General features: G+C 43.1%; 20 protein-coding genes. 6 read left to right on the top strand and 14 right to left on the bottom strand.

Features of this window, described 5'->3' with window-relative positions:
• Positions 1–176: 176 nt before the first annotated feature.
• Together NST40_RS05140 and NST40_RS05135 are read left to right on the top strand one after the other, a co-directional pair.
• A complete protein-coding gene (locus NST40_RS05140) occupies positions 177–1,025 on the top strand; it encodes an AraC family transcriptional regulator (protein ID WP_076220789.1) in 849 nt (282 codons plus the stop codon).
• A 91-nt stretch (positions 1,026–1,116) separates the two neighbouring features.
• A complete protein-coding gene (locus NST40_RS05135) occupies positions 1,117–2,109 on the top strand; it encodes an aldo/keto reductase (RefSeq protein ID WP_076187312.1) in 993 nt (330 codons plus the stop codon).
• 243 nt (positions 2,110–2,352) lie between these two features.
• On the opposite strand, the gene NST40_RS05130 is transcribed toward NST40_RS05135, so the two are convergent.
• From NST40_RS05130 to NST40_RS05105, 6 genes are all read right to left on the bottom strand, one after another.
• The gene (locus tag NST40_RS05130) at positions 2,353–3,219 is read right to left on the bottom strand and encodes a hypothetical protein (RefSeq protein WP_076220905.1); all 867 of its coding nucleotides are present in this window, start codon (positions 3,217–3,219) and stop codon (positions 2,353–2,355) included.
• 693 nt (positions 3,220–3,912) lie between these two features.
• The gene (locus NST40_RS05125; protein ID WP_342410465.1) at positions 3,913–4,644 is read right to left on the bottom strand and encodes a ZIP family metal transporter; all 732 of its coding nucleotides are present in this window, start codon (positions 4,642–4,644) and stop codon (positions 3,913–3,915) included.
• Positions 4,645–4,825: 181 nt separating this feature from the next.
• A complete protein-coding gene (gene phnE, locus NST40_RS05120) occupies positions 4,826–5,629 on the bottom strand; it encodes a phosphonate ABC transporter, permease protein PhnE (RefSeq protein ID WP_036676480.1) in 804 nt (267 codons plus the stop codon).
• Positions 5,626–6,417 carry a phosphonate ABC transporter, permease protein PhnE gene (gene phnE, locus NST40_RS05115; protein ID WP_036676482.1) on the bottom strand — a complete coding sequence of 264 codons (792 nt, stop codon included), beginning with the start codon at positions 6,415–6,417 and terminating at the stop codon, positions 5,626–5,628. The genes phnE (NST40_RS05120) and phnE (NST40_RS05115) overlap by 4 nt, the downstream gene beginning before the upstream one ends.
• A gap of 1 nt (position 6,418) precedes the next feature.
• A complete protein-coding gene (phnC, locus tag NST40_RS05110; protein WP_038568965.1) occupies positions 6,419–7,201 on the bottom strand; it encodes a phosphonate ABC transporter ATP-binding protein in 783 nt (260 codons plus the stop codon).
• Between the two features lie 129 nt (positions 7,202–7,330).
• The gene (locus tag NST40_RS05105) at positions 7,331–8,308 is read right to left on the bottom strand and encodes a phosphate/phosphite/phosphonate ABC transporter substrate-binding protein (RefSeq protein WP_076220235.1); all 978 of its coding nucleotides are present in this window, start codon (positions 8,306–8,308) and stop codon (positions 7,331–7,333) included.
• Between the two features lie 177 nt (positions 8,309–8,485).
• Here NST40_RS05105 and NST40_RS05100 point away from each other — a divergent pair, with 177 nt between their 5' ends.
• Positions 8,486–10,063 carry a bifunctional metallophosphatase/5'-nucleotidase gene (locus tag NST40_RS05100; protein WP_342410464.1) on the top strand — a complete coding sequence of 526 codons (1,578 nt, stop codon included), beginning with the start codon at positions 8,486–8,488 and terminating at the stop codon, positions 10,061–10,063.
• Here the strand turns inward: NST40_RS05100 and NST40_RS05095 are convergent.
• The 3 genes from NST40_RS05095 to NST40_RS05085 form a co-directional block, all read right to left on the bottom strand.
• The gene (locus NST40_RS05095; protein ID WP_342410463.1) at positions 10,060–11,829 is read right to left on the bottom strand and encodes a M3 family oligoendopeptidase; all 1,770 of its coding nucleotides are present in this window, start codon (positions 11,827–11,829) and stop codon (positions 10,060–10,062) included. The two genes, NST40_RS05100 and NST40_RS05095, sit on opposite strands and share 4 nt — an antisense overlap.
• A gap of 224 nt (positions 11,830–12,053) precedes the next feature.
• A complete protein-coding gene (locus NST40_RS05090; RefSeq protein WP_076220506.1) occupies positions 12,054–13,265 on the bottom strand; it encodes an MFS transporter in 1,212 nt (403 codons plus the stop codon).
• A gap of 11 nt (positions 13,266–13,276) precedes the next feature.
• Complete coding sequence (locus NST40_RS05085) at positions 13,277–13,729, bottom strand: MarR family transcriptional regulator (protein ID WP_036676493.1); 453 nt, start codon at positions 13,727–13,729, stop codon at positions 13,277–13,279.
• A 281-nt stretch (positions 13,730–14,010) separates the two neighbouring features.
• On the opposite strand from NST40_RS05085, the gene NST40_RS05080 reads away from it, so the two are divergent.
• The gene (locus NST40_RS05080) at positions 14,011–14,550 is read left to right on the top strand and encodes an NADPH-dependent FMN reductase (protein ID WP_036676495.1); all 540 of its coding nucleotides are present in this window, start codon (positions 14,011–14,013) and stop codon (positions 14,548–14,550) included.
• Between the two features lie 188 nt (positions 14,551–14,738).
• Positions 14,739–15,647: an EamA family transporter gene (locus NST40_RS05075; protein WP_341001266.1), complete on the top strand. Its 909-nt coding sequence runs from the start codon at positions 14,739–14,741 to the stop codon at positions 15,645–15,647.
• A 67-nt stretch (positions 15,648–15,714) separates the two neighbouring features.
• Here the strand turns inward: NST40_RS05075 and NST40_RS05070 are convergent, their stop codons facing one another.
• From NST40_RS05070 to NST40_RS05055, 4 genes are all read right to left on the bottom strand, one after another.
• Complete coding sequence (locus tag NST40_RS05070; protein ID WP_038568951.1) at positions 15,715–16,320, bottom strand: flavin reductase family protein; 606 nt, start codon at positions 16,318–16,320, stop codon at positions 15,715–15,717.
• A gap of 17 nt (positions 16,321–16,337) precedes the next feature.
• Entirely contained in the window at positions 16,338–17,315 is a 978-nt protein-coding gene (locus NST40_RS05065) for a ring-cleaving dioxygenase (protein WP_076187299.1), read from the bottom strand.
• Positions 17,316–17,612: 297 nt separating this feature from the next.
• Positions 17,613–18,821, bottom strand: a complete 1,209-nt coding sequence (locus NST40_RS05060; RefSeq protein WP_342410462.1) for an MFS transporter — start codon at positions 18,819–18,821, stop codon at positions 17,613–17,615.
• A gap of 141 nt (positions 18,822–18,962) precedes the next feature.
• Positions 18,963–21,545, bottom strand: a complete 2,583-nt coding sequence (locus tag NST40_RS05055; protein ID WP_342410461.1) for an S-layer homology domain-containing protein — start codon at positions 21,543–21,545, stop codon at positions 18,963–18,965.
• 264 nt (positions 21,546–21,809) lie between these two features.
• Between NST40_RS05055 and NST40_RS05050 the strand changes: the two genes are divergently transcribed.
• On the top strand, positions 21,810–22,787 hold the full coding sequence (locus NST40_RS05050) for a tRNA-dihydrouridine synthase (RefSeq protein ID WP_076129221.1): 978 nt from the start codon (positions 21,810–21,812) through the stop codon (positions 22,785–22,787).
• 137 nt (positions 22,788–22,924) lie between these two features.
• Here NST40_RS05050 and groL read toward each other — a convergent pair whose 3' ends face one another.
• The gene (groL, locus tag NST40_RS05045) at positions 22,925–24,556 is read right to left on the bottom strand and encodes a chaperonin GroEL (protein ID WP_076129222.1); all 1,632 of its coding nucleotides are present in this window, start codon (positions 24,554–24,556) and stop codon (positions 22,925–22,927) included.
• Positions 24,557–24,614: the final 58 nt, after the last annotated feature.

The raw sequence follows: 24,614 nt of genomic DNA, 5'->3' as shown, positions 1-24,614 counted from the left end.
TTAGCTCATACGTTCAGCTTCATAGCTTACTTAACCAAACTGGACAGGGATAAACTACGATCTTTGAATTGTCTGCAATTCCGAGTTAATATTCCTTCTAAAATATGCTGTATAATAAAAGTAAGCGGGTACAACTACCTTGATTAACTCTATAGAAGAAAGAGAAGGAATCATCCATGGCGATATTTAACTATAATTCTGAGCGTCCCTTCCGAGGCAATCCCGACCTGCATCTCCATTACTGGGGGCGGGAGCAGTGTCTTCCCGGACATTTTTTTGGACCTGGGGTCCGTGACGTATATAAAATACATTTTATCCATGCAGGAACAGGTGAAGTTACTGTGGGTGAACAGACCCATTATCTTAGGCCAGGACAAGCTTTTCTCACCTATCCGCATATCGTAACTGCCTACACAGCAGACACTGCAAATCCATGGACCTATTCTTGGGTAGCTTTTACCGGGGAGCAGGTTGATTATATTTTGGCCAAAACCGCCTTGTCACCTGAGCACCCGATCTTTCCAATGGATGAACAGCTTATGCCGAAATTATACGAGCTCCTGACACAAGCAGCTGAAGCTTCGGACAGTCTGGATCTACCTCTAAAAGCAATTATGTATGAGTTCTTTTCTCTGTTACTTCGAGCGGTGCCAGCAGTTCCAGATGTACTTCCTTTACCACGTCAAAAGAGTATTTACGTCGAGCAATGCCTGCACTTTTTGCATACACATTATTGTGAAAATATTTCGGTTGAGATGATGTCCTCTTCGCTCAAGCTGGATCGCAAATATTTATCCTCCTTGTTCAAACGGACAATAGGTATGCCACCACAGCAGTATTTATTAAATTTCCGCATCGCTAAGGCGTGCGAGCTGCTGACAGAGACCTTATGCACGATTGGTGAAATCTCACGTTCTGTGGGCTATCAGGACCCCTTACTCTTTTCGCGGATGTTCAAGAAGGTGAAAGGTTGTTCGCCAAAAGAATACCGTAGCCGTCATCTCGAAAATGACATTGTACTATAAACTTCTTCCTTGCTGACATACGTTTGTCCGCGATCTTTCGCTACAATAAGGACGTAACGTACTAAGTAATAAGTGTTTATAGGAGGAATAAATCATGTATAACGCAAGCGCTACCAGATATGACAATATGAAATATAATCGCACCGGAAAGAGCGGTCTACTCCTGCCAGCGATCTCGCTTGGTCTATGGCATAACTTTGGCGGCAACGACTTATTTGAGAATGGCCGCGCCATGGTAAGAAGAGCTTTTGATCTTGGAATCACTCATTTTGACCTTGCCAATAATTACGGTCCACCCGCAGGCTCCGCCGAAGAAAGTTTTGGCCAAATTCTTAAAAAGGATCTGACCCCTTATCGTGATGAGATGGTTATCTCTACTAAAGCTGGTTATTATATGTGGGCTGGTCCTTATGGTGAATGGGGCTCCAAAAAATATCTCGTCTCCAGCCTAGATCAAAGCTTAAAACGTATGGGACTGGATTATGTTGATATTTTCTATCACCACCGTCCAGATCCAAATACACCACTGGAAGAAACCATGGCTGCGCTGGACCTCGTGGTACGCCAAGGTAAAGCGCTGTATGTCGGGATTTCGAATTACGGACCTGAACAAACACGCGAAGCGGCACAAATTCTGCGTCGACTAGGCACGCCATGCCTGATTCATCAGCCAAACTATTCCATGATGTCCCGCTGGATTGAAGATGGCTTGCAGGATGTATTGTCTGAAGAAGGCATCGGCTCCATTGTGTTCTCCCCGCTACAAGGTGGCATACTGACCGATCGCTATCTAAACGGAATCGCTCCTGATTCCCGTGCCGCTGGTCCAAGTGTATTCCTGTCTGAGAATGCCATTACCGAAGAGGCGATCGGCAAGGTTCGCAAACTGAACGAGATTGCTGCTGCACGTGGACAAAAAATGTCTCAGCTAGCGTTATCTTGGGTACTCCGTGGAGACAAAGTAACTTCTGCATTGATCGGCGCAAGTAAGGTAAGCCAGATTGAAGATGCCGTCGCTTCCTTAAATGCCCCAGAGCTTAGCGCTGAAGAGCTAGAGCAAATTGAGGCAATTCTGCGGGGATAATTGTGGACTAAACAAGAGGAAACGGCATTACCGTACTTTTAGAGGTGGAAGCCGTTTCTGCAATACGGCCAATGAGATCAGGCAGCTTATGCTGCTCTGGCACTTCATTGGCCGTTTTTTTAACATTTTAGATTAAAGCTTGGAGATCAATTGCACTCATTAGAATGAAGTCAACTTTAAAGCCAAAATAAAAAGCCTATTCTGAGGAATAGGCTTGATTGAAAGATATTTTTGTTCGAGTTCCTAGTCTACGTAGGCTTCGGACAATATATAAGTGCTACTGTTATAGGTCTCTACATCATATGAAAAATAGACGTTAACAGTACTGAGAGCATTAAAGTCTTTCGGCTGAAAAGAGAAGCTGAAACGTTGGAAGTACTCATTTTTATCACTGATAAGCCCAACCTCAATATCAGAAAGTTTAACATCCTGTAAAGCCTTTGCAAAAGACTTGAGAGTTGATGCCGAATTCGCTTTCTTTGTGCCTGTTACCAAATCAGAATAATTATCTATAAAGTAGTCATCCCCCAAAGAAGTTCCCGAATTTTCACGAGAAGTAGATACATTTTTCGATAAATAAGCGGCGTAGTTGGAAGTATCTCCACTTAATAGGGAATCTCCGTACATTTTAAGAAGAATCACAGCTTGTTCCTTTAATTTGCTAGTCATTTGTGATGTAGTTCCAGAAAGTACCTTGATATCACTAGAAGTCGATGATGTGCTTGTACTTGGAGATGCGACTGGAGTCGATGATGTGCTTGTACTCGGAGCTGCGACTGAAGTCGTCGCATCATTATAAGGAATCCCGTTTGCAGAACCACTATCCAGTGAAATCACTTGTGTTGCGCTGTTCAACGACAAGTTGACACCAAGAGCCTCTGCTGTAGAACGTAATGGTAGATAGGTAGTACCGTTATAGACAAGCGCGGAGAGATTCTTTCCATTACCATCTTTTGGTTGCCATGAATTGCCATCAACTTTAAACTTGATATTTGAATTTAAAGCAGCTTGAATCTTTGTGATACCATTTGCTGCTCCTGCTCCAACTACCCCGAACACTAAGCTGCATACTACTAATGAACTGATAAATACAGACTTCTTCACTTGCATAAACATATTACCCCCTAGATGTAATTGATGCATCCCTTAGTATGTAAAACATTAGGTTACTCGTTGGGTTACTAATGGATTATCTCAGTAAGATTCTTCTGAACCAAATAACTTTTTCATACCTTTCGCTGAATACCTCCCACAACCTTCTTCAAAAATAGGAGCTCCTGTAGTAGAAAGAAAACCGCAGATAATCTTCTCCTCATTAAATATGTATGCTATGGAAATACTTACCTATAGTAAAACATAATCTAACAAATCACAATGTATTTTTTAATATACACCGTGTTATTTTCGACTATCATCCACTTTATTCAACATACCCATCATTGCGATGAACACCAACACCCCGATCACTCCGACATCCAGTGCAATCTGCAAACTATGTAATGTACGTATATTACATATACAGAAGGGTATAGAAACGAAAAACCACCACCAACAAAATGCACTTACTGCTTCTATTAATGAACACAAAAGCAATGGTTCCAATCACAACCAGGATCAGCGCAGCCGTTACTCCATGGAGCACTGCCATCAACGCCAAAAAGGAACGAGGGTAAAATTACCCCGCTCCTATAGATCCAGCAACGATAAAAATAAGTAAAGTGTAAAATGGTAGTTTTTCAAGTTTATGTGTCGTCACATAATTAATCTTGTTCGACAAGACTCAAGGAAAATCCTTATATTTGCTCACCCAAATATCTGCGTGATGTACACCATGATCAATAATCCAAAAATAAACGAATACGTCGAAGGCCGCTCATAACCATGGCCATGACTCTCCGGAATCAGCTCCTTGTAAACGATAAAGAGCATAGCCCCGGCTGCAAAAGCTAGACCATAACCCACAACATTATGCAGGTAACTAGCAGTAAAATACCCGATCACCGCAGATACCATCTCCATCAAGCCGGTAAGTGTAACGATTCCTAAGGCTTTTAGCTTGCTAGTTCGCGAATTCATCAGAAAGACCGCAAGAATCAAACCTTCCGGCATATTCTGTGCGCCAATGGCAATCGCCACGGTAAGACCTAAACTGGCCTGTTCGCTGGCATAACTGAAACCTGTACTGAGGCCTTCTGGTATGTTGTGGATGAACAGCGCAATCATAACAAGCAGCGCTTTTGAATCCATATTGGTATAACCGGGCTTATTCTCCACATCGATATGTGGGATGTTATTTTCAATTAAATCAAGCAGCAGCACTCCGGTAATCAAGCCCAAGGTTAAAGCGATAATCCCCGATTCTTTGATCGATTGCGGCATGAGTCCAAACGTGGAGGCGGACACCATAATCCCCGCAGTGAAGGCTACGAGGATATCTTTCCACTTCTCGGATAACCTCTTCACGAACAGGATCGGAAATGCTCCAAGAACGGTAGCCATTGCCGATACAAAGCTGCCAATAAGCGCAGATTCCAAACCTTCAACTCCTTTGGTACAAGTCGGATAGACCAACATATGTTTCAGAAAAAATAATTATTACTTTTTCATACATTTTCGAATGGTCCAATATAGTATGGATCATATCATAAAAGACCTCCCCTAGGTTCGGTTCATACCCTAAGGAGGTCTTTGTCTCACATATCATTATGCAACTCGGTTACACCAGCTTCTTCCGGATCTTGCCGGAAATCAAATCAATAATTGTGATCATCGCAATGATACCTAGCAGTATAATCCCCACGCGGTCCCAATTCCGTGAACTGAGCGCGAAGATTAACGGTGTGCCGATCCCCCCTGCTCCAATCACACCTAGAATCGTAGCCGAACGAACGTTAATTTCGAATCTATATAAGGTATAGGATAAGAATCCCGGCAGTACCTGCGGCAACACCGCAAACCACAATACCTGCATGCGGCTGGCACCAGAAGAAATTAAAGCTTCGAGTGGACCGTTGTCGATATTCTCAATCTCATCCGCGAACAATTTGCCGAGCATGCCCACCGAATGTAGTCCCAGAGCCAGCACACCTGCAAAAGAACCCGGTCCAACAGCCTTGATAAATAACAAAGCCATAATAATCTCAGGGAAGGTTCGTATAAAGCTCAACATCAGCTTGCCGGAACCTGAAATTACCTTTCCCTTGCTCATGTTAACTGCAGCCCAAAATGCAAAAGGAATACATAAAAAGGTCGAGATAAAAGTGCCTAGGATTGAAATAGCTAACGTCTCGAGCAATCCCCGCAGGAGATCCTCCCCATCTGGTAAATAAACGAAGGCCCAGTCAGGTGAGAATATCCCGGCAAAAATTGCTTTAGTAATGATCCCGGCGGTTTCTTTGAATCCATTAAACGGCACTCCCGAAAAAGCCCAAATATATAACGCGGCTAGGGCTACATAAATCAGCCAACGAAAACGATTTTTACGGGGTTTAGGGACAAGGGTATTCCATGATTTACTCATATTAATTTCTCCCGCAGCTTAGTGCTTACATAATCAATAATCAGTACTACTGCTAATGTGAACAAGATGATGGTGCAAGTCTTATCGTATTCCAAAAAGCCTAGGGTGACTTCATAATAGTGGCCGATCCCACCCGCTCCTACCAGACCTAAAACCGCCGCAGCACGAACATTAATCTCGAAGGCATATAGGACATAAGACATAAAATGAGCCTGTACCTGTGGAATGACTCCGAACATAATGCGTTGAATCTTATTAGCCCCCACTGAAGTCATTGCTTCCAAAGGTCCTTGATCAATCGTCTCCATCGTTTCATAGGTAAGCTTAGCGATCAGCCCCAACGAAAATATCGTCAATGCAAATATCCCAGGAAGCGCACCGAGGCCGAAAATAGCCACAAAGATAGAAGCCAACAGCAGATCGGGAATCGTACGGATCAGGTTCAGCAGCATACGAACCGGATAATGAAGCCAACGGCTTTGCGTAATATTGCTTGCACACAACAGCGCAACCGGAACCGCAAGAATGGCACCAAACGTTGTGCCAACCAGCGCCATCCGGATCGTCTCCAGCATCGCATCTATAATGTTGTCAAAATACCCCCAGTTCGGGGGAAACATTTCCTTAAGCAAATCAAGCATATTCGGCAGACCGGAGATCAGCTCCCCGAAGGATGAATCGGTTAAGACAGCACTTCTCCACAGTAATACTACTAATATAATGGCTGTGAAATAATGTTTTATCTTCCTTGGCGGTTTGGGATGTAGCTTCTCTGCATTCACACTCATCTCACACGCCTCCGAGTACAGGCTCACCTAACAACTCATCCTGATGAATCGGTCTGCCGTAAATCTCAGCAAACCTCTCATCGGTTGCCTCTGATACAGGACCATCGAAGACAACCTCTCCTGCCCGGAGCCCGATAATCCGGGTAGCGTATTCTCTAGCCAGATCAATAAAATGCAAATTCACAATGGTTGTAATCCCGAGTTCCATATTAATCTTCTTTAGATCATCCATAACCTGCTTGGTTGTGAGCGGATCTAGTGAAGCTACAGGTTCATCTGCGAGGATAATCTGTGCCTCCTGCGCAAGAACACGGGCAATAGCTACACGTTGCTGCTGACCTCCAGATAGCTGATCTGCACGTGTATAGGCCTTCTCGGCGATATTTACCCGATCAAGGGATTCGAAGGCTAAATCGATATCCTTTTGTGGGAATCTGCCAAGTATCGTCCGCAGTGTGGAATGATAGCCCACCCGTCCTGCCAAAACATTACGAAGCACAGTCGTACGTTTCACTAAGTTGAAGCTTTGAAAGATCATTCCGATATTCCTACGGATCATTCGTAGCCGGCTTCCTTTTGCATTCGTGATGGACTGCCCGTTAATAAGAATATTACCTTCGGAAATATCATGAAGCCGGTTAATGGAACGCAGCAAGGTCGACTTCCCTGCTCCCGAAAGACCAACAATAGCTACAAATTCTCCGGCTGGAATGGTCAGGTTAATGTTGTTTAATCCTTTGGTTCCGTTTAGATACGTTTTGGATACATTACGAAGCTCTATCATGAAATCATCCCTTTATGTGTTTTCGTATATTCGTATAAAAGAGATAGCCAGATCCGGGGGGGAATCCGGAGCTGGCTATCCTTAATGCCTGTTATACACCAACATCGTTGTATCCTTGAATGGCCTGTTCTACTCTGTTTTTACTTTACTGTTGTATTCGCGAACAATGTCAAAGTTGCTGTCTTGTGATTTCACATAACCTTCATGAGAGTAAATGTCTTTGATAATCTCATGGCCTTCTGTGTCAGCTGCGATATCAATGAATGCCTGCTGGATTTTTTCAATCCATTCTTTATTCATATCTGAACGGACCGAAATCGTATCGTTAGGAATTTTATCAGTAAAGGCGAGAACTTGAGTATCTTCAAATACTTTTGGATAATCCTTAACGACCGTGTTCCGGGCATCTTGGAAAATAGCTGCTGCATCTACGTCACCATTCAGCACAGCAAGCACGCCTTGATCATGACCTTTAACCGTAATGGCTTGTACATCCTTCAGCGGATCAAGTCCCGCATCCATAAGCGTTGCAGCCGGCCATACAAATCCTGCAGAGGATGTAACGTTTTGATAGGCAATTTTTTTACCTTTCAAATCGGCAACCGATTTGATCGCAGAATCTTTCTTGACGATAATCATAGATTTATAGAAATCCGCTAATTCATCTGTTGGACCACCGGTTTCATCATTTACACCAAAACGTTGAGCCTGAAGAATAACCTCAGCTGCTCCTTTTTCTTTAGCTAACACGTAAGCAGTTGGAGGAAGGAAACCTACATCCACTTTTTTAGAGGCCATAGCTTCGATAACGGTGTTGTAATCAGTAGAGACACTTACTTCTACAGGAATACCGAGCTTGTCACCCAGTAATTTTTCAAGAGGTTTCGCTTTAGCTTCGAGCGTATCTGCATTTTGAGAAGGAACAAATTGTACAGTAAGCTTCTCTGGAACATAACCCTCTGCTACAGGAGCTGCCGTTTCCTTCGGTGCATTTGCCCCTTCTGTCGATCCTTGGTTTGCATTATTTGTAGTGTTGTTAGCGCCACAACCACTAAGCAATGTAATAGACATCATTAGCGGCAATACGAATTTACTGATTTTTCTCAAACGAAAGACCTCCACTGTTTTCTATTTTTATTTTTGAGTACTTCTAAACTATAGATGTGTTTTATTAAATCAATAGCAACCAAGCATCAAATATATGTAAAATTTATTCCAATCTCTTAAAGTTAGCCAATTATCTGCTAGAATGAGGTCTGAACTTATTATCAGGAGGGGCTACCTATGAATAAAGAGAATTCAATAACCTGTGAAATCCTCGTAACAAGTGATGTACATGGACATTTTGGGCCCGTCGATTACCGCACGGGGGAGAAACGACCAGCAGGCTTAGCAACAATTGCTACCCTCATTAAACAAGAAAGATCCCATACTCCTGAGCTGATCCTTATAGATAACGGTGATCTTATTCAAGGCACACCGTTAACTTATTATGCAGCTACACATTATAGTAATGAGCTGAATCCGGGTATAGCTGCACTAAATGAATTGAAATATGACGCTGCAATTATTGGCAACCATGAATTCAATTTTGGCAAAACTCTGCTGAATAAAGCCGTTCAGGATTCCCGCTTTCCTTGGTTATCAGCTGGAATTATAGATAACACGACAAATCAACCCGCCTTTGGTAAACCCTATATCATCAAATGGGTAGATAAAATCAAAGTAGCCGTTCTAGGGGTTACGACGCATTACATCCCCCACTGGGAGAACCCTAGCCATATTGAAGGGCTTCAATTTGAGGATTCGCTAGAGACTGTAAAGCATTGGTGTGCCATTATACGGGCAGAAGAGCAGCCTGATCTGCTCGTTGTAGCTTACCACGGCGGATTCGAACGCGATCTAAGCAGTGGAGAACCTGTAGAAAGACTAACGGGGGAGAATCAAGCCTACGCCATGTGTACAGAGGTAGAGGGCATAGATGTGCTAATTACCGGACATCAGCACCGCTCCATAGCTGGGGAGTTGAACGGTGTTACAATCATACAACCTGGTTGTAATGGACTTTCCCTCGGTAAAATTTCGGTTATTTTCCAAAAAGAAAATACACACTGGAAGATTCAGCGTAAACATGCCGAGCTCCTTAACGCTAATGAGACAACAGCTGCAGATGAAATAATCCTAGAGCTGAGCAGTACTCTTGAATCAGAAACACAAACTTGGCTGGATGAGAGAATAGGAACGGTTATCGGGGACCTGTCTATTTCCAGTGCTGATGAATGCCGCTTAGCTGACCACCCTTTTATAGAATTTATGAATAAGGTACAAATGGAGGCTACTGGCGTAGATATTTCTACAGCAGCCTTACTCAGTAACGATTGCAAGGGTTTCAGCGAAACCATCACACGCAGAGACATTTTATCGAACTTCATTTATCCCAACACCTTAACCGTCCTAAGACTGACAGGACAAGATATTAGAGAGGCCTTAGAACAAACCGCTAACTATTTCCAACAAGACGAGAACGGAATAATAATCGTTAACCCCGCCTACATCGAGCCTAAACCGCAGCATTACAATTATGATATGTGGGAAGGAATACAATACGAGCTTGATACCGCTAGACCTGCAGGCGAAAGAGTCCTCCATCTGCTGTACCAAGGACAGCCTATAGAGGACTCTAAAGAATATGAGGTTGTTATGAACAATTATAGAGCCAGCGGTGGCGGAGATTATGAGATGTATAAGGGTAAAGCGATTGTTCAAGAAATTATGATCGACATATCTGAAATTGTCACGGACTACATTGAAAAGCATGGCCAAATTGAAGCTGCCTGTGACCATAATTGGAGAGTTGTTTAGGCTTTAGCGATGAACACCCCAATATCGCTCTCTATCAGCTTCAACGCACTTCTCCAGAAGTCGACGGAGTGAACATCTAGATCCATTGTTTTTGCTACATCAACAATATTATGTTTGCTCGTATCCCTAAGGAACTGGCGATACTTAGGGGCGAACTCTTCGCCCCTCTTTAAATATTCCGCGTACAGCCCTTTAGAGAATAACAAACCAAAGGAATACGGAAAATTCAAAAATTCATTACTAGCCATAAAATATCCAGCTTTGTTCATCCACATGTACGGATGGATTGTACCCGGGTCAATGCCCTCACCATAGGCTTCCACCATACAGGCAATCATCAATTCATTTAGCTCTTGAACAGACAGCGGGCCTAATGCTCTTCTCTCATATAATTTGATCTCAAATAAATAACGGGCATAAAAGTCTACAAGATAATAACCGGCATCAGAAATACTTCTCTCCAGAATAAGCAGAGCTTCCTTCTCCGTTGAATTTGTAATTATGGCATGGTTCACTATCGTCTCACAAAAAATCGAAGCCGTTTCAGCAATCGGAATCGGGTAATCCGTATTCAGCATCGTTTCATTAGCCAGACAGGAGCTATGATAGGCATGGCCGAGCTCATGGGCAAGGATACTAATATCTATGGCATTTCCGGTGAACTGGGTCATAATTCTGCTCTCGCCAATCGGAAAAATATCAATGCAAAGTCCATACCCCCCTTTGCCTGATCTAGGTTCTGCATCAATCCATTGCTGATCAAAAGCCTTCTGAGCAAAACAAGACAGTTCCTCACTAAAGGTTGCGAAGCTCGAGATGATTGTATCTTTGGCGTTAGCGTATGTAATTTTCCCGTTTTCTACACCGACTGGTGCAAAAATATCGTAAAAAGGCAGCTTTGCCGGATGTCCCAGCAGCTCGGCTTTCTTTTGATAATAGGTATGAAAGGCTGGCAGGCTCTCCCGAAGAGCAGTGAGCATAGCGGCTAAAGTCTCACTGTCCATTCTCGAAGCGATTAACACTTTTTCCAGAGAAGATTGATAACCCCGCATGCCATAAATCGTCACCGCCTCACCACTAATGCCATTTAAGCTGGCTGCGCAGACCTCAGCAATAAGACTACAGGCTTCTGCCTCTGCTTCATAAGCAGCTTTTCTTAAGCTGGCATTATTCTCATAAGCCATACTTCTTAGCTCCGCAAGTGTCACTTGACTAGTTTCCCCATCTACCACTAAATCTGCAAGTGCACTTGAAGTCCTCTCCATATACAGTCTGCTCCATGCTTTGGATCCTGTACTCTGCATTTTGGCTATAGCCATTTCAAGTTCTTCGCTTAACTCATAGCGGGATTGTAACAGGAGTTCTCGCAAACAAAATTGATGCTCCATTAGATAAGGTGAGCTAACGATAAGCTCATCCATATGATCACAAGTGCTAAACCAGCGCTTAAAAGCCACAACTACCCCTATGATTTCTGAATTGGCCTCCTCAATATCATCAGCAAGATTCATGGCTTCCTCGTAGCAACTATCTGCGCTGAGTGTTAACTCTGCATAAGCTAACAAGCATACATATATGCTTTTATAATCATTATAAATTCTTAAAAAGCCCTCCACAGACATGGCTGTAACGTCTTTTACTTTCAAATGGTGCTCAGCCCACCGCTTTAAATCTTGTATATGCTGGTCCAGTAGCTTGCGATCCCTTTTTAACTGCTCCGATTCAAAGGAAGGATATAAACTATCTAAGTTCCATGTCATATTCATCCGCAAATCTCTCCCCCTTCGATTCCTATTCTTCTAAGCATAATCCATCCTGCCAGAAAAGTGCATCGACATAATGTACTTCTTCTCTTCATACACAAAAAAAGGACCCTGCCAACGTCCGGCAGGGTCAAAGTCTATATTATAAGGGGGTTATGTGATTACTATAACCCTCTTAGCTTAAAATAATATGAATAGTAGATAAAGATTGGCTTAATCTCCGAACCCTATTGACTTAAGGTTGATGGATTCACTCTAGCCTTGTTAATCTGAATTCCCACATACACGATAAGGAACAACACCATAAACCCAGCCGAATAACGATACATTATCCCATAATCAGTTGCTGCCGAGATTGCCCCCAGAATAATGGCTCCGCTGGCTACACCCAAATCCGTTGAGTTATAGAACATACTGTTGGCCATACCATATTGTGCTGGAGTTGAGGTGCGAAGCATCCAAGCCTGGATCGTTGGCTGAATAGCGCCGAAGCCAAGTCCATATAGCAGTGCAGAAACGATGAGCATTGGCATAGAGGTAGTATAAGAAAGCACAGTTAAGCTTGCAACGACGCAAACCGCCGCCGGGATTAGGACAGAAGCTGGTCCTCTTTTATCAAATAATCTGCCGGAGATAGGTCTTATAATGATGATCGTAACCGCATTAAATAAAAAGAACAAACCCACTTGCTCCAGATGAACTGATTCGCCGAATAAAGCGATAAAGCTTAGCAATCCCCCGTAGGTAATTGCCAACATGACGTTTAGAATGGCGGGCAATACTAACTTTGTATTAAATGGAACCTTGAGAGGTTTGGTGGATTCGCTTTGAGTTGGGGTAGGCTTTTTTTTCGGTTGCGCTGGAAGTGAACGAGAAAATAAAAGTACTGGAAAGGCAAGAAGTAAGGTTACCATACCGATCATAGCCAGTGTTCCAAAACCCGATTGTTTCATCACATTCAAACCAATCATTGGACCGATCGACATCGCCAGGCTGGTAGATAAACCGAAATATCCTATCCCTTCACCCATTCTTTTGCTCGGAATAATCTGCGAAACAATCGTTGGAATAATCGTGCTGGCAATCCCGAATCCAATCCCATAGCCCACACGCATCAGCAGCAGCGAGCCAATGGAATCTGCTACAACATAAAGGCCGGTAATAGCGGCGGCAATTACTAAACCAATATATAATAATACATTGCGGCTAACCTTCCGCATCAGAAAAGCGGTCATAAAACGTGAAGCGATCGCAGTTAATGCAAAGACGCTGGTAACGAGGCTGACCATGATATCTCCGGCCTGAAATTCGCTTTTTACGTAAGACGGAAATGAAGATAACAGCATCTGTAAATTCATAAATAAAAATAAAGCACTAATCGTTAAAGCAATAAAAGATTTGGTCCATAATTTCGTACGTAGTTCTTGTTGTTCTAACATAACTTGCCTTCCTACTCTCCATCTGTTATTTGATCTACATGATTGTTTATTCTTAGCAGCAATTCCATGAGCAACTCATATTCCTTACTAGAAATACAGTTCATAATCTCTTCTGTCACCTTATCTTCAATAGGAACGGTTTCCTTCACCAGAGACCTTCCTTTTTCCGTAATATAGACTTTAAAAGAACGCCGATCGTTCTCGCCGGTTCTTTTGTAGATCAGTCCCTTTCCTTCCAAATGATCCAGAATTCGCGTTGTAGTTGGCTTATCCTTACCAGAGCGCTTAGCAATGTCCTTCTGAATCAAACCTTCCGTTCTGTCAATATGAAAAAGGACTGACCATTGCTCCGGTGTTATATCATGTTCTTTCAGCCCACTTTGAAATAACATGCTTAATTTACGATAAGTCGTGCCCATCATAAATCCTAACGTAAGCTCGGATTGGTTATGCTTTGTCGTCATGATCGTATCCCTTCTCAATTAACACTGTTTTAATAGTTGCTTAAACAATTATATTCCTAACAACTAATTTTGTAAAGGTGAAGCAAAGCTATAAACTAACTATTATAAAGTTGCTTGACAAAGCACACTATGTGCGGTATTATTATCTCATCTTAAAGATACTTAACTTAAAGACAACCAGAGTTTACTACTCTTGAGATAAATAATTTTTAAAGGTTGTGTACTTCATGGGATTTCTAGACAAACTATTTGGTAGAACAAAATTTGAGGAGGAACAAACAATGTCAAAATTAAACATCGGTATTATTCTTGGAAGTACTCGTCAAGGTCGTTTAAGCCCGCAAGTAGGAGAATGGGTTAAAAAGATTGCGGATGCACGCGGGGATGCTAATTATGAGATCATAGATATTGCAGATTTCAAGCTTCCACTATTGGGTGAGGCTGATGCAACTGAACAAGCAACAGCATGGAACACTAAACTTGCTACACTAGACGGTTTCGTATTTATCGTACAAGAATATAATCATAGTATTTCTGCATCACTGAAAAATGCGCTCGATTATGCCCGTGAAGCTTGGAATAATAAAGCAGCAGGTATCGTAAGTTATGGTTCCGTAGGGGGCGCTCGTGCAGCTGAACATCTACGCGGAATCTTGGGAGAACTATCTGTAGCAGACGTTCGTGTACACCCTGCATTGTCACTGTTCACTGATTTCGAGAACGGAACTGTGTTTAAACCGGCGGATCTGCATCTTACCAATCTTAATGGGATGCTGGATCAAGTCTTGGCTTGGAGTGGCGCATTGAAAACTCTACGTTAAGCTAGAACGCCTTACCCCTCTGTTATGTTATGAAGTACACCCTTTAGAATAGACATTTGATAAACCTTTGGTTTGTCCAGTCGATTCTAGCGGGTGTATTTTTTATGTGTGACGAAATGAGCACCCTGTGTAGAATCTAATCTGGTATAATCGGCGGGGATTTTAATCTACAGCAAGGAGCAATGATCATGTGGTTTATGTTTGCATTATTAACAGCCTTCGCTTGGGGAGGGGCTGACTTATTTTATAAAAAGGGGACCGATAGTCAGGATCGGTATAGCCATATTAAGATTGTCATTATCGTGGGGATAGTCATGGGTATTCACGCAACAGCTTATATGCTCATTCAAGGATTAACCTTTGATCCTATGGACTTAATCCGATATTTCCCTGTGTCTGCACTCTATATCCTGTCGATGACAGTTGGTTATATTGGACTTAGATATATTGAGTTATCCATTGCCTCCCCCGTACAAAATTCATCAGGCGCTGTAACGACGATATTATTATTTATCTTTTTCACCCATGAGCTAGGGGCGCTTGAAATCGTTGGTGTTGCCGTTATCACCTTGGGCATTATCGGGATCGCCATCTTGGAAAAGAAAGCAGAACACCAAGCGCTTCAAAAAAGTGCCGCACAGATTGATAAAAAATATCAGATTGGTGTGATCGCCATCATTTTTCCAATCCTATACTGCCTAATCGATGGACTTGGCACCTTTGCCGATGCTATTTATTTGGATGAACTCAGCCTGATTAGCGAAAAAGCAGCTCTGCTCGCGTATGAATACACCTTCTTTATATGTGCCATCTTGTCTTTTACATACCTGAAATTTTTAAAAAAGGTAAAGTTCAACCTATTTAAAGAACGGGATAAGGGCTTCGCAGCCATTCTGGAAACGACCGGACAATTCTTCTACGTATTTGCTATGTCCAGCAACGCGATTATCGCGGCACCACTTATTGCTTCATACAGCATTTTTTCCGTAATATTATCGCGAATCTTCCTCAAAGAAAAACTAAGCAAGGCACAATATGCCGTTATTATCGTTGTGATTCTAGGGATTGCTTTGTTGGGGGTTGCGGACGAGCTGTAGCTTCGGTACACAAAAAGACCTGCTAAGTAGGCTTCATTGCTTACTAGCAGGTCTATTCTATAGTTGCTTATTCCGGCCTATCTATTGTAAAAATCTCTCCAAGGGTTGCGTAATTATTTCCCGCCAAGCGGCTCACAGCGTTTAGAACTCTCGGGTCAATATGCCCCTCCTGATAGATCGATTCATCGATATGGAATTGAACAATTTCGCCAATAAACAAGTCACTCCCAGGTTCTTCGCCCCCTAGAGGAATTGCTTGAACAAGCTTGCACTCCATCCGCACCTTCGCTTCCAAAACGCCAGGCACAGCTACACTTGTACTTTGAATCGGTGTAAGATTCGCCAATTCAATTTCACTTTCAGAAGCAGGTAATGTGGCTGCAGTCTGATTGATCTTCGCAACATTCTCCTCATCTACAATATGCACAACAAACTGTTGATTATCGTAAATATTACGGGCTGTATCTTTTAAACGCCCTGCTGGTCTTTGAATTGCCAATGAAACCATTGGAGGATTAGACGAAACGATATTAAAATAGCTAAAAGGTGCACCATTTAAGAGACCCTCTTCTGATTGTGTTGTGACAAAGGCTATTGGCCTAGGAATAATAGTGCCAATTAATAATTTGTAATTTTCCCGCTCACTGTTGTGCTTTGGATCAATTGAAATCAATTTCCTCAGCCCCTTCTTCACTCTTTCACAAAGTCGATCGTACTTCTAACGGTATCAATAGGACGGACTAACTTCTCAATTTGCTCACGTTTAGGTTCCAAGAAAGGTGGCAATGAAAGCTTCTCGCCAACGGTCTCATATTCCTCATCTCCCATAAATCCTGGCCCGTCAGTGGCAAGCTCAAACAATATTTGTGGTGCAACACGTGTATACAACGACTCGAAGAAGTGACGATCTACATATCCTGAAGTTTGGAATCCAAAGCCTTCAAAACGCTCTGTCCACTCGTCCAGCATCGCACGATCCTCTACACGGAAAGCAGCATGGTGAACAGTCCCAAAACCTTGGCGTGAATTCGGTAAGAACTCATTATGCTCTACAATAATTTGTGCACCGTTTCCGCCTTCGCCAACTTCAAATAAATGATACGTCTCTTCCTGAGCAATTTCTTTAAACAACATCACTTTCTCCAATACTTCTTTGAAGTAGTTGAAATCAGCAATTCGTACAAAGATCGGTCCCAAACCAGTTATTGCATACTCCAAAGGGATAGGTCCTTTTTGCCACGGTGTACCTGATACGACACCTTTATTCAATTCATCTGAAATAAGTTGATACTGTTGATCATCGAAATCTACGAAGGATAATGTCTTTTTGCCGAATTGCTCTTTAATGCCGGTATGCTTCACTGCAAGCCGATCAAAACGCTTAACCCAGTAGTCTAATGAAGCATCTGTTGGTACCCGGAAGGATGTTTTCGCAATCTCGTTAGTTCCATGAACCCCTTTAGGGATGTTAGGAAAATCAAAGAAGGTCATATCTGTTCCGGCGCTGCCCTTATCATCTGCAAAAAACAAATGATACGTCTGAATATCATCTTGATTAACTGTTTTCTTCACTAGACGCATACCTAACACGTAAGTAAAAAACTCGTAATTTTTCTCTGCGCTGCTTGTGATGGCTGTAACGTGGTGAATCCCTTTTAAGTTTCTCATTGTTATACCCTCCTAATGTTTAGTTGATTTTGACTCGTAATATAATTCCCAAGAACAAGAAAGTTTAGTTTAATTATCTTAATGTTAAGATATTACTTAAAAAAAAGATCTTTTTCTACTGTACAAGCTCTTTGGTGGATAGCATCGAGTTTTTATCTTCACTTTAAATATCTTTAACTTAAGATAAGTTTAGCACTGAATCTGTAGGAAGTCAACGCTTTGAAGCTTTCCATATAAAAAAGGCTCCACACAAGTTCAATGAACTCGTATGAAGCCGGGATATTTTATATCATCTCATTAGGTTAAGTTATGATGCTGAGTGATGACCGCTGCTTGGCTTTGATGATCCATCTTATAACATATCAACGTAATCACACAGGCCAATATCGCCAGGATGGCAGCAGCTACAGGAAGAGAGATTAATCCTCCATGCCCGGCAACCACTCCACCGATCGCGGACCCGCCTGCAATTCCCAGGTTTGAGGCTACTGGATTCAATGAGGCAGCAAGATCCTTCGTTTTTGGTGAGAACTGCTTAGCTAAGTCAATCAAATAGAGCTGCGCAGGGGCGCTCACAATACTCGACATCATGGCTAGAGCCATTAGCACAATCATTCCTAGAATGGAAACAGATGCGGTCATACTAAAGATAACATAGACCACAGCTTGGATAAGGAACACGAATCTCAGCTTACTAACCGCATTCCCGGTCGCAACCTTGCCACCAATCCAGTTGCTGACAATCGTGGCAATTCCGTATACAAACAGCACACCGCTAACCGAGCTTTTAGGAACGTTCATGACTTGCTCCAGTATAGGTGTAATGTAAGTGTACATCACAAATACGGCTCCCACTGCCGTAACCGGAATGAGAAATGCAAGAATAATGCGGCCGTTTGTGAGCAATCCGATCTGATCCTTAAGTGAGCTAGGCACAGGTTTCGGTAATTGGCGTGGTATATAGATATAATTTAGGACTATGGCAACTCCAGCTAATATCCCATTCAGAACAAACGCTGCTGGCCAATTAAAAAACTGCCCGACGAAAGTACCAATCGGCACACCAAAAACATTCGCAATAGCAAAGCCACTCAAAATTGTAGCAATCGCTTTGCCTCTCTTCTCCTGATCAACCGCTTCATTCGCTACCGTAATGGCTACAGAAAGAACAAAGCCACATAGTATGGCAGTAACTATTCTAGTCACCAGCAGCATACTGTAAGTTCCAGTTACAGCACTCCACAAATTTAGCAGTAAAATCAATACAAGTGATACAAGAATCGTAATCCGTTTCGGAACACGGCTGCACAAGGACATCATAATTGGTGTGCCAATGGCATAAGAAATCGCGAAGCCAGATACCAATCCCCCGGCTGTCGCAAGCGTAACTCCGAGGCTTGAGGATATTTGAGAGAGTAAACCAACAATAATATACTCCGTCGTACCCAGAATAAAAGCCATAAAAGTAAACGAGAAAATCAATGCGTTCTGACGTGTTGTTTTCATGGTGCTCTCCATCCTGTTTATCTCTATTTTTATATGAACATACCTTACTCATAATACTCATTTAGACTATATTGAGCAATCCTATTTTTCATAAAAAAGAAGCTTCCCACAAGTTCAAAGAACTCATGAGAAGCTTCTAGTTTAAGCCGGTGGCAAAATAATTAAGGTAATGACTTGTTCCTCGGAATAAGATCTGGCTGTTCCAGGTCCATCCGCATCTGCTTTGAACTTAATGAGATAGGTCCCGGGTGCCGGCATCACTTTATTATGAAGTTCAAAAGCGATATCCGAAACACCTATGTTACTTCCTGTGAAAGTTAACGTATGCCCATTATTGCTAATTTGATCACTCGTCGGATGTGTCCATCCACTAATGGTATAATAGTCGTTTGCGGTAAAGGTAATTCCTTCCAGCGTTACCTGAATTTCAGCATTCGTAAAGCTTTCCCCGGAGAAAAAGTCGAAGCGAATGCGCGATTGTGTAGAACCCGTTATCAGTTGTTTTGTTTTTGAACCGCCACCTCCGTCAAAGCCATATATAGAGCTAGTAACCGTAGGTGTGGTCAGAATACCATTAACAAGCTCAATCGTAACCGCATGCGCAGCGTCCTTCGCCGATTCATTATTGGATGAATCCTTAGCCGTAACCACGAAACGATACGTTCCTACGGTCAGATCCCCAATATTAGCCGCACTCACAGCTCCGTCTGCTGCACTAGTGCCTAATGCGATGGCTGTTCCTAACTCATCGGCATCTACTTCACCGTTCTCATTCGCATCCGTCCACAGGTAGGCTTGTACCGCTGCTCCTTGCTCGCCAATAGCTCCCGCTAACCCGCGAAGCTGATCTTGTGTCCCGTTGTAGTTGTCGATCGCCTCGAACTTGGCTGCGTCCACTACCGGTGCAGTCGTATCCGGAACTTCGTTTTTGCTTAAGGTCACCGTAACCGCATGGGCAGCGTTCTTCGCTGATTCATTATTGGATGAATCCTTAGCGGTAATCACGAAACGATACGTTCCTGCGTTCAGATCCCCAATATCGGCCGCACTCACAGATCCGTCTGCTTCACTGGTGCCTAATGCGATGGCTGTTCCTAACTCATCGGCATCTACTTCACCGTTCTCATTCGCATCCGTCCACAGGTAGGCTTGTACTGCTGCTCCTTGCTCGCCGATGGCTCCCGCTAACCCGCCAAGCTGATCTTGTGTCCCGTTGTAGTTGTCGATCGCTTCGAACTTAGTTGCGTCCACTTCCGGTGCACTCGTATCCGGAACTTCGTTTTTGCTTAAGGTCACCGTAACCACATGTGCAGCGTTCTTCGCTGATTCATTATTGGATGAATCCTTAGCGGTAATCACGAAACGATACGTTCCTGCGTTCAGATCCCCAATATTGGCTGCATTCACAGATCCGTCTGCTGCACTGGTGCCTAATGCGAGGGCTGTTCCTAATTCTTCGGCATCTACCTCACCATTCTCATTCGCATCCGTCCACAGGTAGGCTTGTACCGCTGCTCCTTGCTCGCCGATGGCTCCCGCTAACCCGCGAAGCTGATCTTGTGTCCCGTTGTAGTTGTCAATCGCTTCGAACTTAGTTGCGTCCACTACTGGTGCACTCGTATCCGGAACTTCGTTTTTGCTTAAGGTCACCGTAACCGCATGTGCAGCGTTCTTCGCTGATTCATTATTGGATGAATCCTTAGCGGTAATCACGAAACGATACGTTCCTGCGTTCAGATCCCCAATATTGGCCGCACTCACAGATCCGTCTGCTTCGCTGGTGCCTAATGCGATGGCTGTTCCTAACTCATCGGCATCTACTTCACCGTTCTCATTCGCATCCGTCCACAGGTAGGCTTGTACCGCTGCTCCTTGCTCGCCAATGGCTCCCGCTAACCCGCGAAGCTGATCTTGTGTCCCGTTGTAGTTATCGATCGCCTCGAACTTGGTACTTTCAACCATAGGTGCATTTGTATCTGAATTGCTGCTATGCTCACTTTGCGAAGAGGAAGACCCTCCAACAACAGGAGTAGGCACTGTTACCGGCTCTTTACTCGGTTGAGCAGTTGGGGTGGAGGCGGGCTGCTCAGTGTTTCCGTTCTCCTTAAACTTCAGAAACTTAGAGGCTACTAGAGCTACGGCCTGACGATCTACTTTGGCATCAGGATTAAAAAAATTATTATATCCGGTAATCAATCCATATTCCACAGCAGCAGCTATAAAATCTTTGGAATAATCAGCAATTTGGCTACTATCAGCAAATTGCAAAGTTCCAGCTTTACCCGTAGGATTGACTCCCAATGCTCTCACGAACATGACGACCATATCCTGACGTGATAAATTTTGCCCCGTACCGAAAAGATTACTGCCTGTGCCCTTAATCAATCCGGCTTTGACAGCTGCCTCTACATAGCTGTATGCGTAGTTGCTTGTGGGAACGTCCAGAAAGGTTGGCAGTGCAGGAGGGTTCGAAACATCCAGCTTTAATGTCTTTGCTAAAATAATTGCAAAATCCTGCCTTGTAATATTCGACGTAGGATAGAACTTACTCTCTCCGACACCGGTCACTATCCCCTGATCGAATAGCTCAACAATCGCTTTCTTTGCATATGAGCCATCAATATCAATAAAGGAAGCCGCTGCCGATCCTTTGGTCGGCATAATGATAGGGCTTGATAATACAGCAGCAGCCAATATAGAGCTTATCCATTGCTTTTTGTTCACTTGCTTATCCCCCTGTTCTTTGGATGCGTTATGTCGTTTGTCTATAATCGATTCGTTAACACAATTCGACTTTATATTACAAACTTTTCATCTACAGGATTATAACAAGTATCAATAAACAGATTATAAACAAATAGCCGTGGATGAACATTCTCATATCATTGATTCTGTGCATCAAACGAAAAAAAATGATACTATGTATGATGGGTATAGGACTTTGCTATCCTTATATCGTTTTTATATATTACAACAAGAGGAGATAATATGAGTAACGAACAAAACTTTTGGCTTGATTTACCGAAGCCGTTTTTTATATTAGCGCCCATGGAAGATGTCACAGATGTTGTATTTCGGCACGTCGTTAGTGAAGCTGCGAAACCCGACGTATTTTTCACAGAATTCACAAATACAGAAAGCTATTGTCACCCTGTAGGAAAAGACAGTGTACGTGGTCGATTAACGTTCACAGAAGATGAGCAACCGATTGTCGCTCATATTTGGGGTGATAAACCCGTATTTTTTGAACAGATGAGCATTGATATGAAAAAACTTGGTTTTCGTGGTATCGATTTAAACATGGGGTGCCCAGCACAAAACGTCGCATCGAATGGAAAAGGTGCCGGATTAATAAAACATCCTGAAGTTGCAGCAGAAATTATTCAAGCAGCAAAAGCAGGTGGATTGCCGGTTAGTGTTAAAACAAGATTAGGTTACTCTGACATTGACGAGTGGCGCGACTGGTTAGGACATATATTGAAACAAGATATTGCGAACCTTTCCATTCACCTTCGTACAAAAAAAGAGATGAGTAAAGTAGAGGCACACTGGGAACTAATCCCTGAAATAAAAAAATTACGCGATGAAATTGCTCCAAATACGTTGTTAACTATTAATGGAGATATTCCTGACCGCGCAACAGGATTAAAATTAGTAGAACAATACGGCGTTGATGGAGTCATGATTGGCCGCGGCATTTTCACCAACCCATTTGCCTTTGAAAAAGAACCTAAAGAACACAGCGCGAAGGATTTCCTCAATTTACTTCTTTTACAGTTGGATCTTCACGATAAATATTCAAATGAACTTGAGCCACGTTTATTTAAACCACTTCTTCGCTTTTTCAAAATCTATGTTCGTGGATTTAGAGGCGCAGGCGAACTAAGAAATCAATTAATGGATACAAGATCAACAGATGAAGTACGTCGTTTAGTAAAAACTGTTTTAGAGCAAGAATTAGATTAAATTATACCCACAAAAAAATGAGAGACCTCTCAAAAGTTCAATGAACTTATGAAAGGTCTCTCATTTTTGTACTATGTGGTCAAATGGTGTTTCCTCTCAAGGAAACTCATCATCGAATTGCTTCGATAATGATTTCCTTACATCATGCCGCCCATTCCACCCATGCCGCCCATATCTGGCATGCCGCCGCCTTTTTCAGGCTCAGGCTTGTCAGCGATAACTGCTTCAGTAGTCAAGAACATAGCCGCTACGGATGCAGCATTTTGAAGCGCGGAACGAGTTACTTTAGCAGGGTCAACGATACCCGCTTCGAACATGTTCACCCATTCACCAGTAGCAGCGTTGTAGCCGATACCTACTTCTTCTTTTTTCAAGCGGTCCACGATTACGGAACCTTCTTGACCAGCGTTAGCTGCGATGGTGCGAATTGGCTCTTCCAACGCGCGAAGCACGATGTTAACGCCTGTTTTCTCGTCGCCAGTTACGTCTACAGCAGCAACAGCGTTATATACGTTCACAAGAGCTGTACCCCCACCGGATACGATACCTTCTTCAACCGCTGCGCGAGTTGCGTTCAGGGCATCTTCGATGCGAAGTTTGCGCTCTTTAAGTTCAGTTTCAGTTGCAGCGCCAACTTTGACAACGGCTACGCCGCCAGCCAATTTAGCCAGACGCTCTTGCAATTTCTCTTTGTCGAACTCGGAAGTTGTTTCTTCCAGTTGAGCACGGATTTGGCTTACGCGTGCATTAATGTCCGCTTTGTCGCCGCTTCCGTCTACGATTGTTGTGTTTTCTTTAGTTACGCGTACTTGACGTGCGTTACCCAGTTGTTCAATGGAAGTGCTCTTCAGATCAAGACCGAGCTTCTCAGTGATCACTTGGCCACCAGTCAGGGCAGCGATATCTTGCAGCATAGCTTCACGACGGTCGCCAAAGCCAGGAGCTTTAACAGCAACAGCGTTGAATGTTCCACGCAGTTTGTTCACGATCAGCATAGCTTGTGCTTCGCCTTCGATATCTTCAGCGATAATAACAAGCGGTCTAGCTTGTTGAACGATTTTTTCAAGCAATGGAAGAATTTCTTGAGTGCTGCTGATTTTTTTATCAGTGATCAAGATGTATGGATTCTCCAAAACAGCTTCCATTTTGTCTGTATCAGTAATCATGTATGGGGAAATGTAACCACGGTCGAATTGCATACCTTCTACTACTTCAAGCTCAGTAGCGAATCCACGGGATTCTTCAACAGTGATAACACCGTCTTTACCTACTTTTTCCATAGCTTCAGCGATCAATTGACCTACTTCATCGTCAGCAGCAGAGATAGCAGCTACTTGAGCGATAGCTTGGGAATCTTCGATAGGCTTAGCGATTTTTTGCAATTCTTCAACAGCTGCACGAACCGCTTTGTCGATACCTTTACGGATAACCATTGGGTTAGCACCAGCAGTTACGTTCTTCAGACCTTCGCGGATCATAGCTTGAGCCAGAACCGTTGCAGTTGTAGTACCGTCACCGGCTACATCATTAGTCTTAGTAGCAACTTCTTTAACCAGTTGAGCACCCATGTTCTCGAATGCATCTTCAAGTTCGATTTCTTTAGCGATCGTTACACCATCGTTAGTGATGAGTGGGCTACCAAATTTCTTCTCAAGCACCACGTTGCGGCCTTTTGGTCCAAGTGTAACTTTTACCGCATTTGCCAGAGCATCTACACCACGAAGCATAGAGCGGCGAGCTTCTTCACTGAATTTAATTTCTTTAGCCATTGTGTAATTACCTCCTAGAATTTTTTGTATATCCTATTACTTTAAGTAGTTTAGATTT

The sequence above is a fragment of the Paenibacillus sp. FSL R10-2778 genome, from assembly GCF_038593035.1.
GTDB classification, from domain to species: domain Bacteria; phylum Bacillota; class Bacilli; order Paenibacillales; family Paenibacillaceae; genus Paenibacillus_AQ; species Paenibacillus_AQ odorifer.
The sequence above is the reverse complement of the archived record's forward strand: the minus strand, read 5'-3'. Positions and strand labels throughout refer to the sequence as shown.

Bases quoted from the DNA above. Each gene is read 5' to 3' on its own strand.
- NST40_RS05130 (WP_076220905.1), bottom strand. From the start codon at position 3,219: ATGCAAGTGAAGAAGTCTGTATTTATCAGTTCATTAGTAGTATGCAGC.
- NST40_RS05100 (WP_342410464.1), top strand. From the start codon at position 8,486: ATGAATAAAGAGAATTCAATAACCTGTGAAATCCTCGTAACAAGTGAT.
- NST40_RS05065 (WP_076187299.1), bottom strand. From the start codon at position 17,315: ATGAGAAACTTAAAAGGGATTCACCACGTTACAGCCATCACAAGCAGC.
- NST40_RS05080 (WP_036676495.1), top strand. From the start codon at position 14,011: ATGTCAAAATTAAACATCGGTATTATTCTTGGAAGTACTCGTCAAGGT.
- NST40_RS05050 (WP_076129221.1), top strand. From the start codon at position 21,810: ATGAGTAACGAACAAAACTTTTGGCTTGATTTACCGAAGCCGTTTTTT.
- phnE (WP_036676480.1), bottom strand. From the start codon at position 5,629: ATGAGTAAATCATGGAATACCCTTGTCCCTAAACCCCGTAAAAATCGT.
- NST40_RS05095 (WP_342410463.1), bottom strand. From the start codon at position 11,829: ATGAATATGACATGGAACTTAGATAGTTTATATCCTTCCTTTGAATCG.
- NST40_RS05060 (WP_342410462.1), bottom strand. From the start codon at position 18,821: ATGAAAACAACACGTCAGAACGCATTGATTTTCTCGTTTACTTTTATG.
- NST40_RS05140 (WP_076220789.1), top strand. From the start codon at position 177: ATGGCGATATTTAACTATAATTCTGAGCGTCCCTTCCGAGGCAATCCC.
- NST40_RS05075 (WP_341001266.1), top strand. From the start codon at position 14,739: ATGTGGTTTATGTTTGCATTATTAACAGCCTTCGCTTGGGGAGGGGCT.
- groL (WP_076129222.1), bottom strand. From the start codon at position 24,556: ATGGCTAAAGAAATTAAATTCAGTGAAGAAGCTCGCCGCTCTATGCTT.
- phnC (WP_038568965.1), bottom strand. From the start codon at position 7,201: ATGATAGAGCTTCGTAATGTATCCAAAACGTATCTAAACGGAACCAAA.
- NST40_RS05085 (WP_036676493.1), bottom strand. From the start codon at position 13,729: ATGACGACAAAGCATAACCAATCCGAGCTTACGTTAGGATTTATGATG.
- phnE (WP_036676482.1), bottom strand. From the start codon at position 6,417: ATGAGTGTGAATGCAGAGAAGCTACATCCCAAACCGCCAAGGAAGATA.
- NST40_RS05090 (WP_076220506.1), bottom strand. From the start codon at position 13,265: ATGTTAGAACAACAAGAACTACGTACGAAATTATGGACCAAATCTTTT.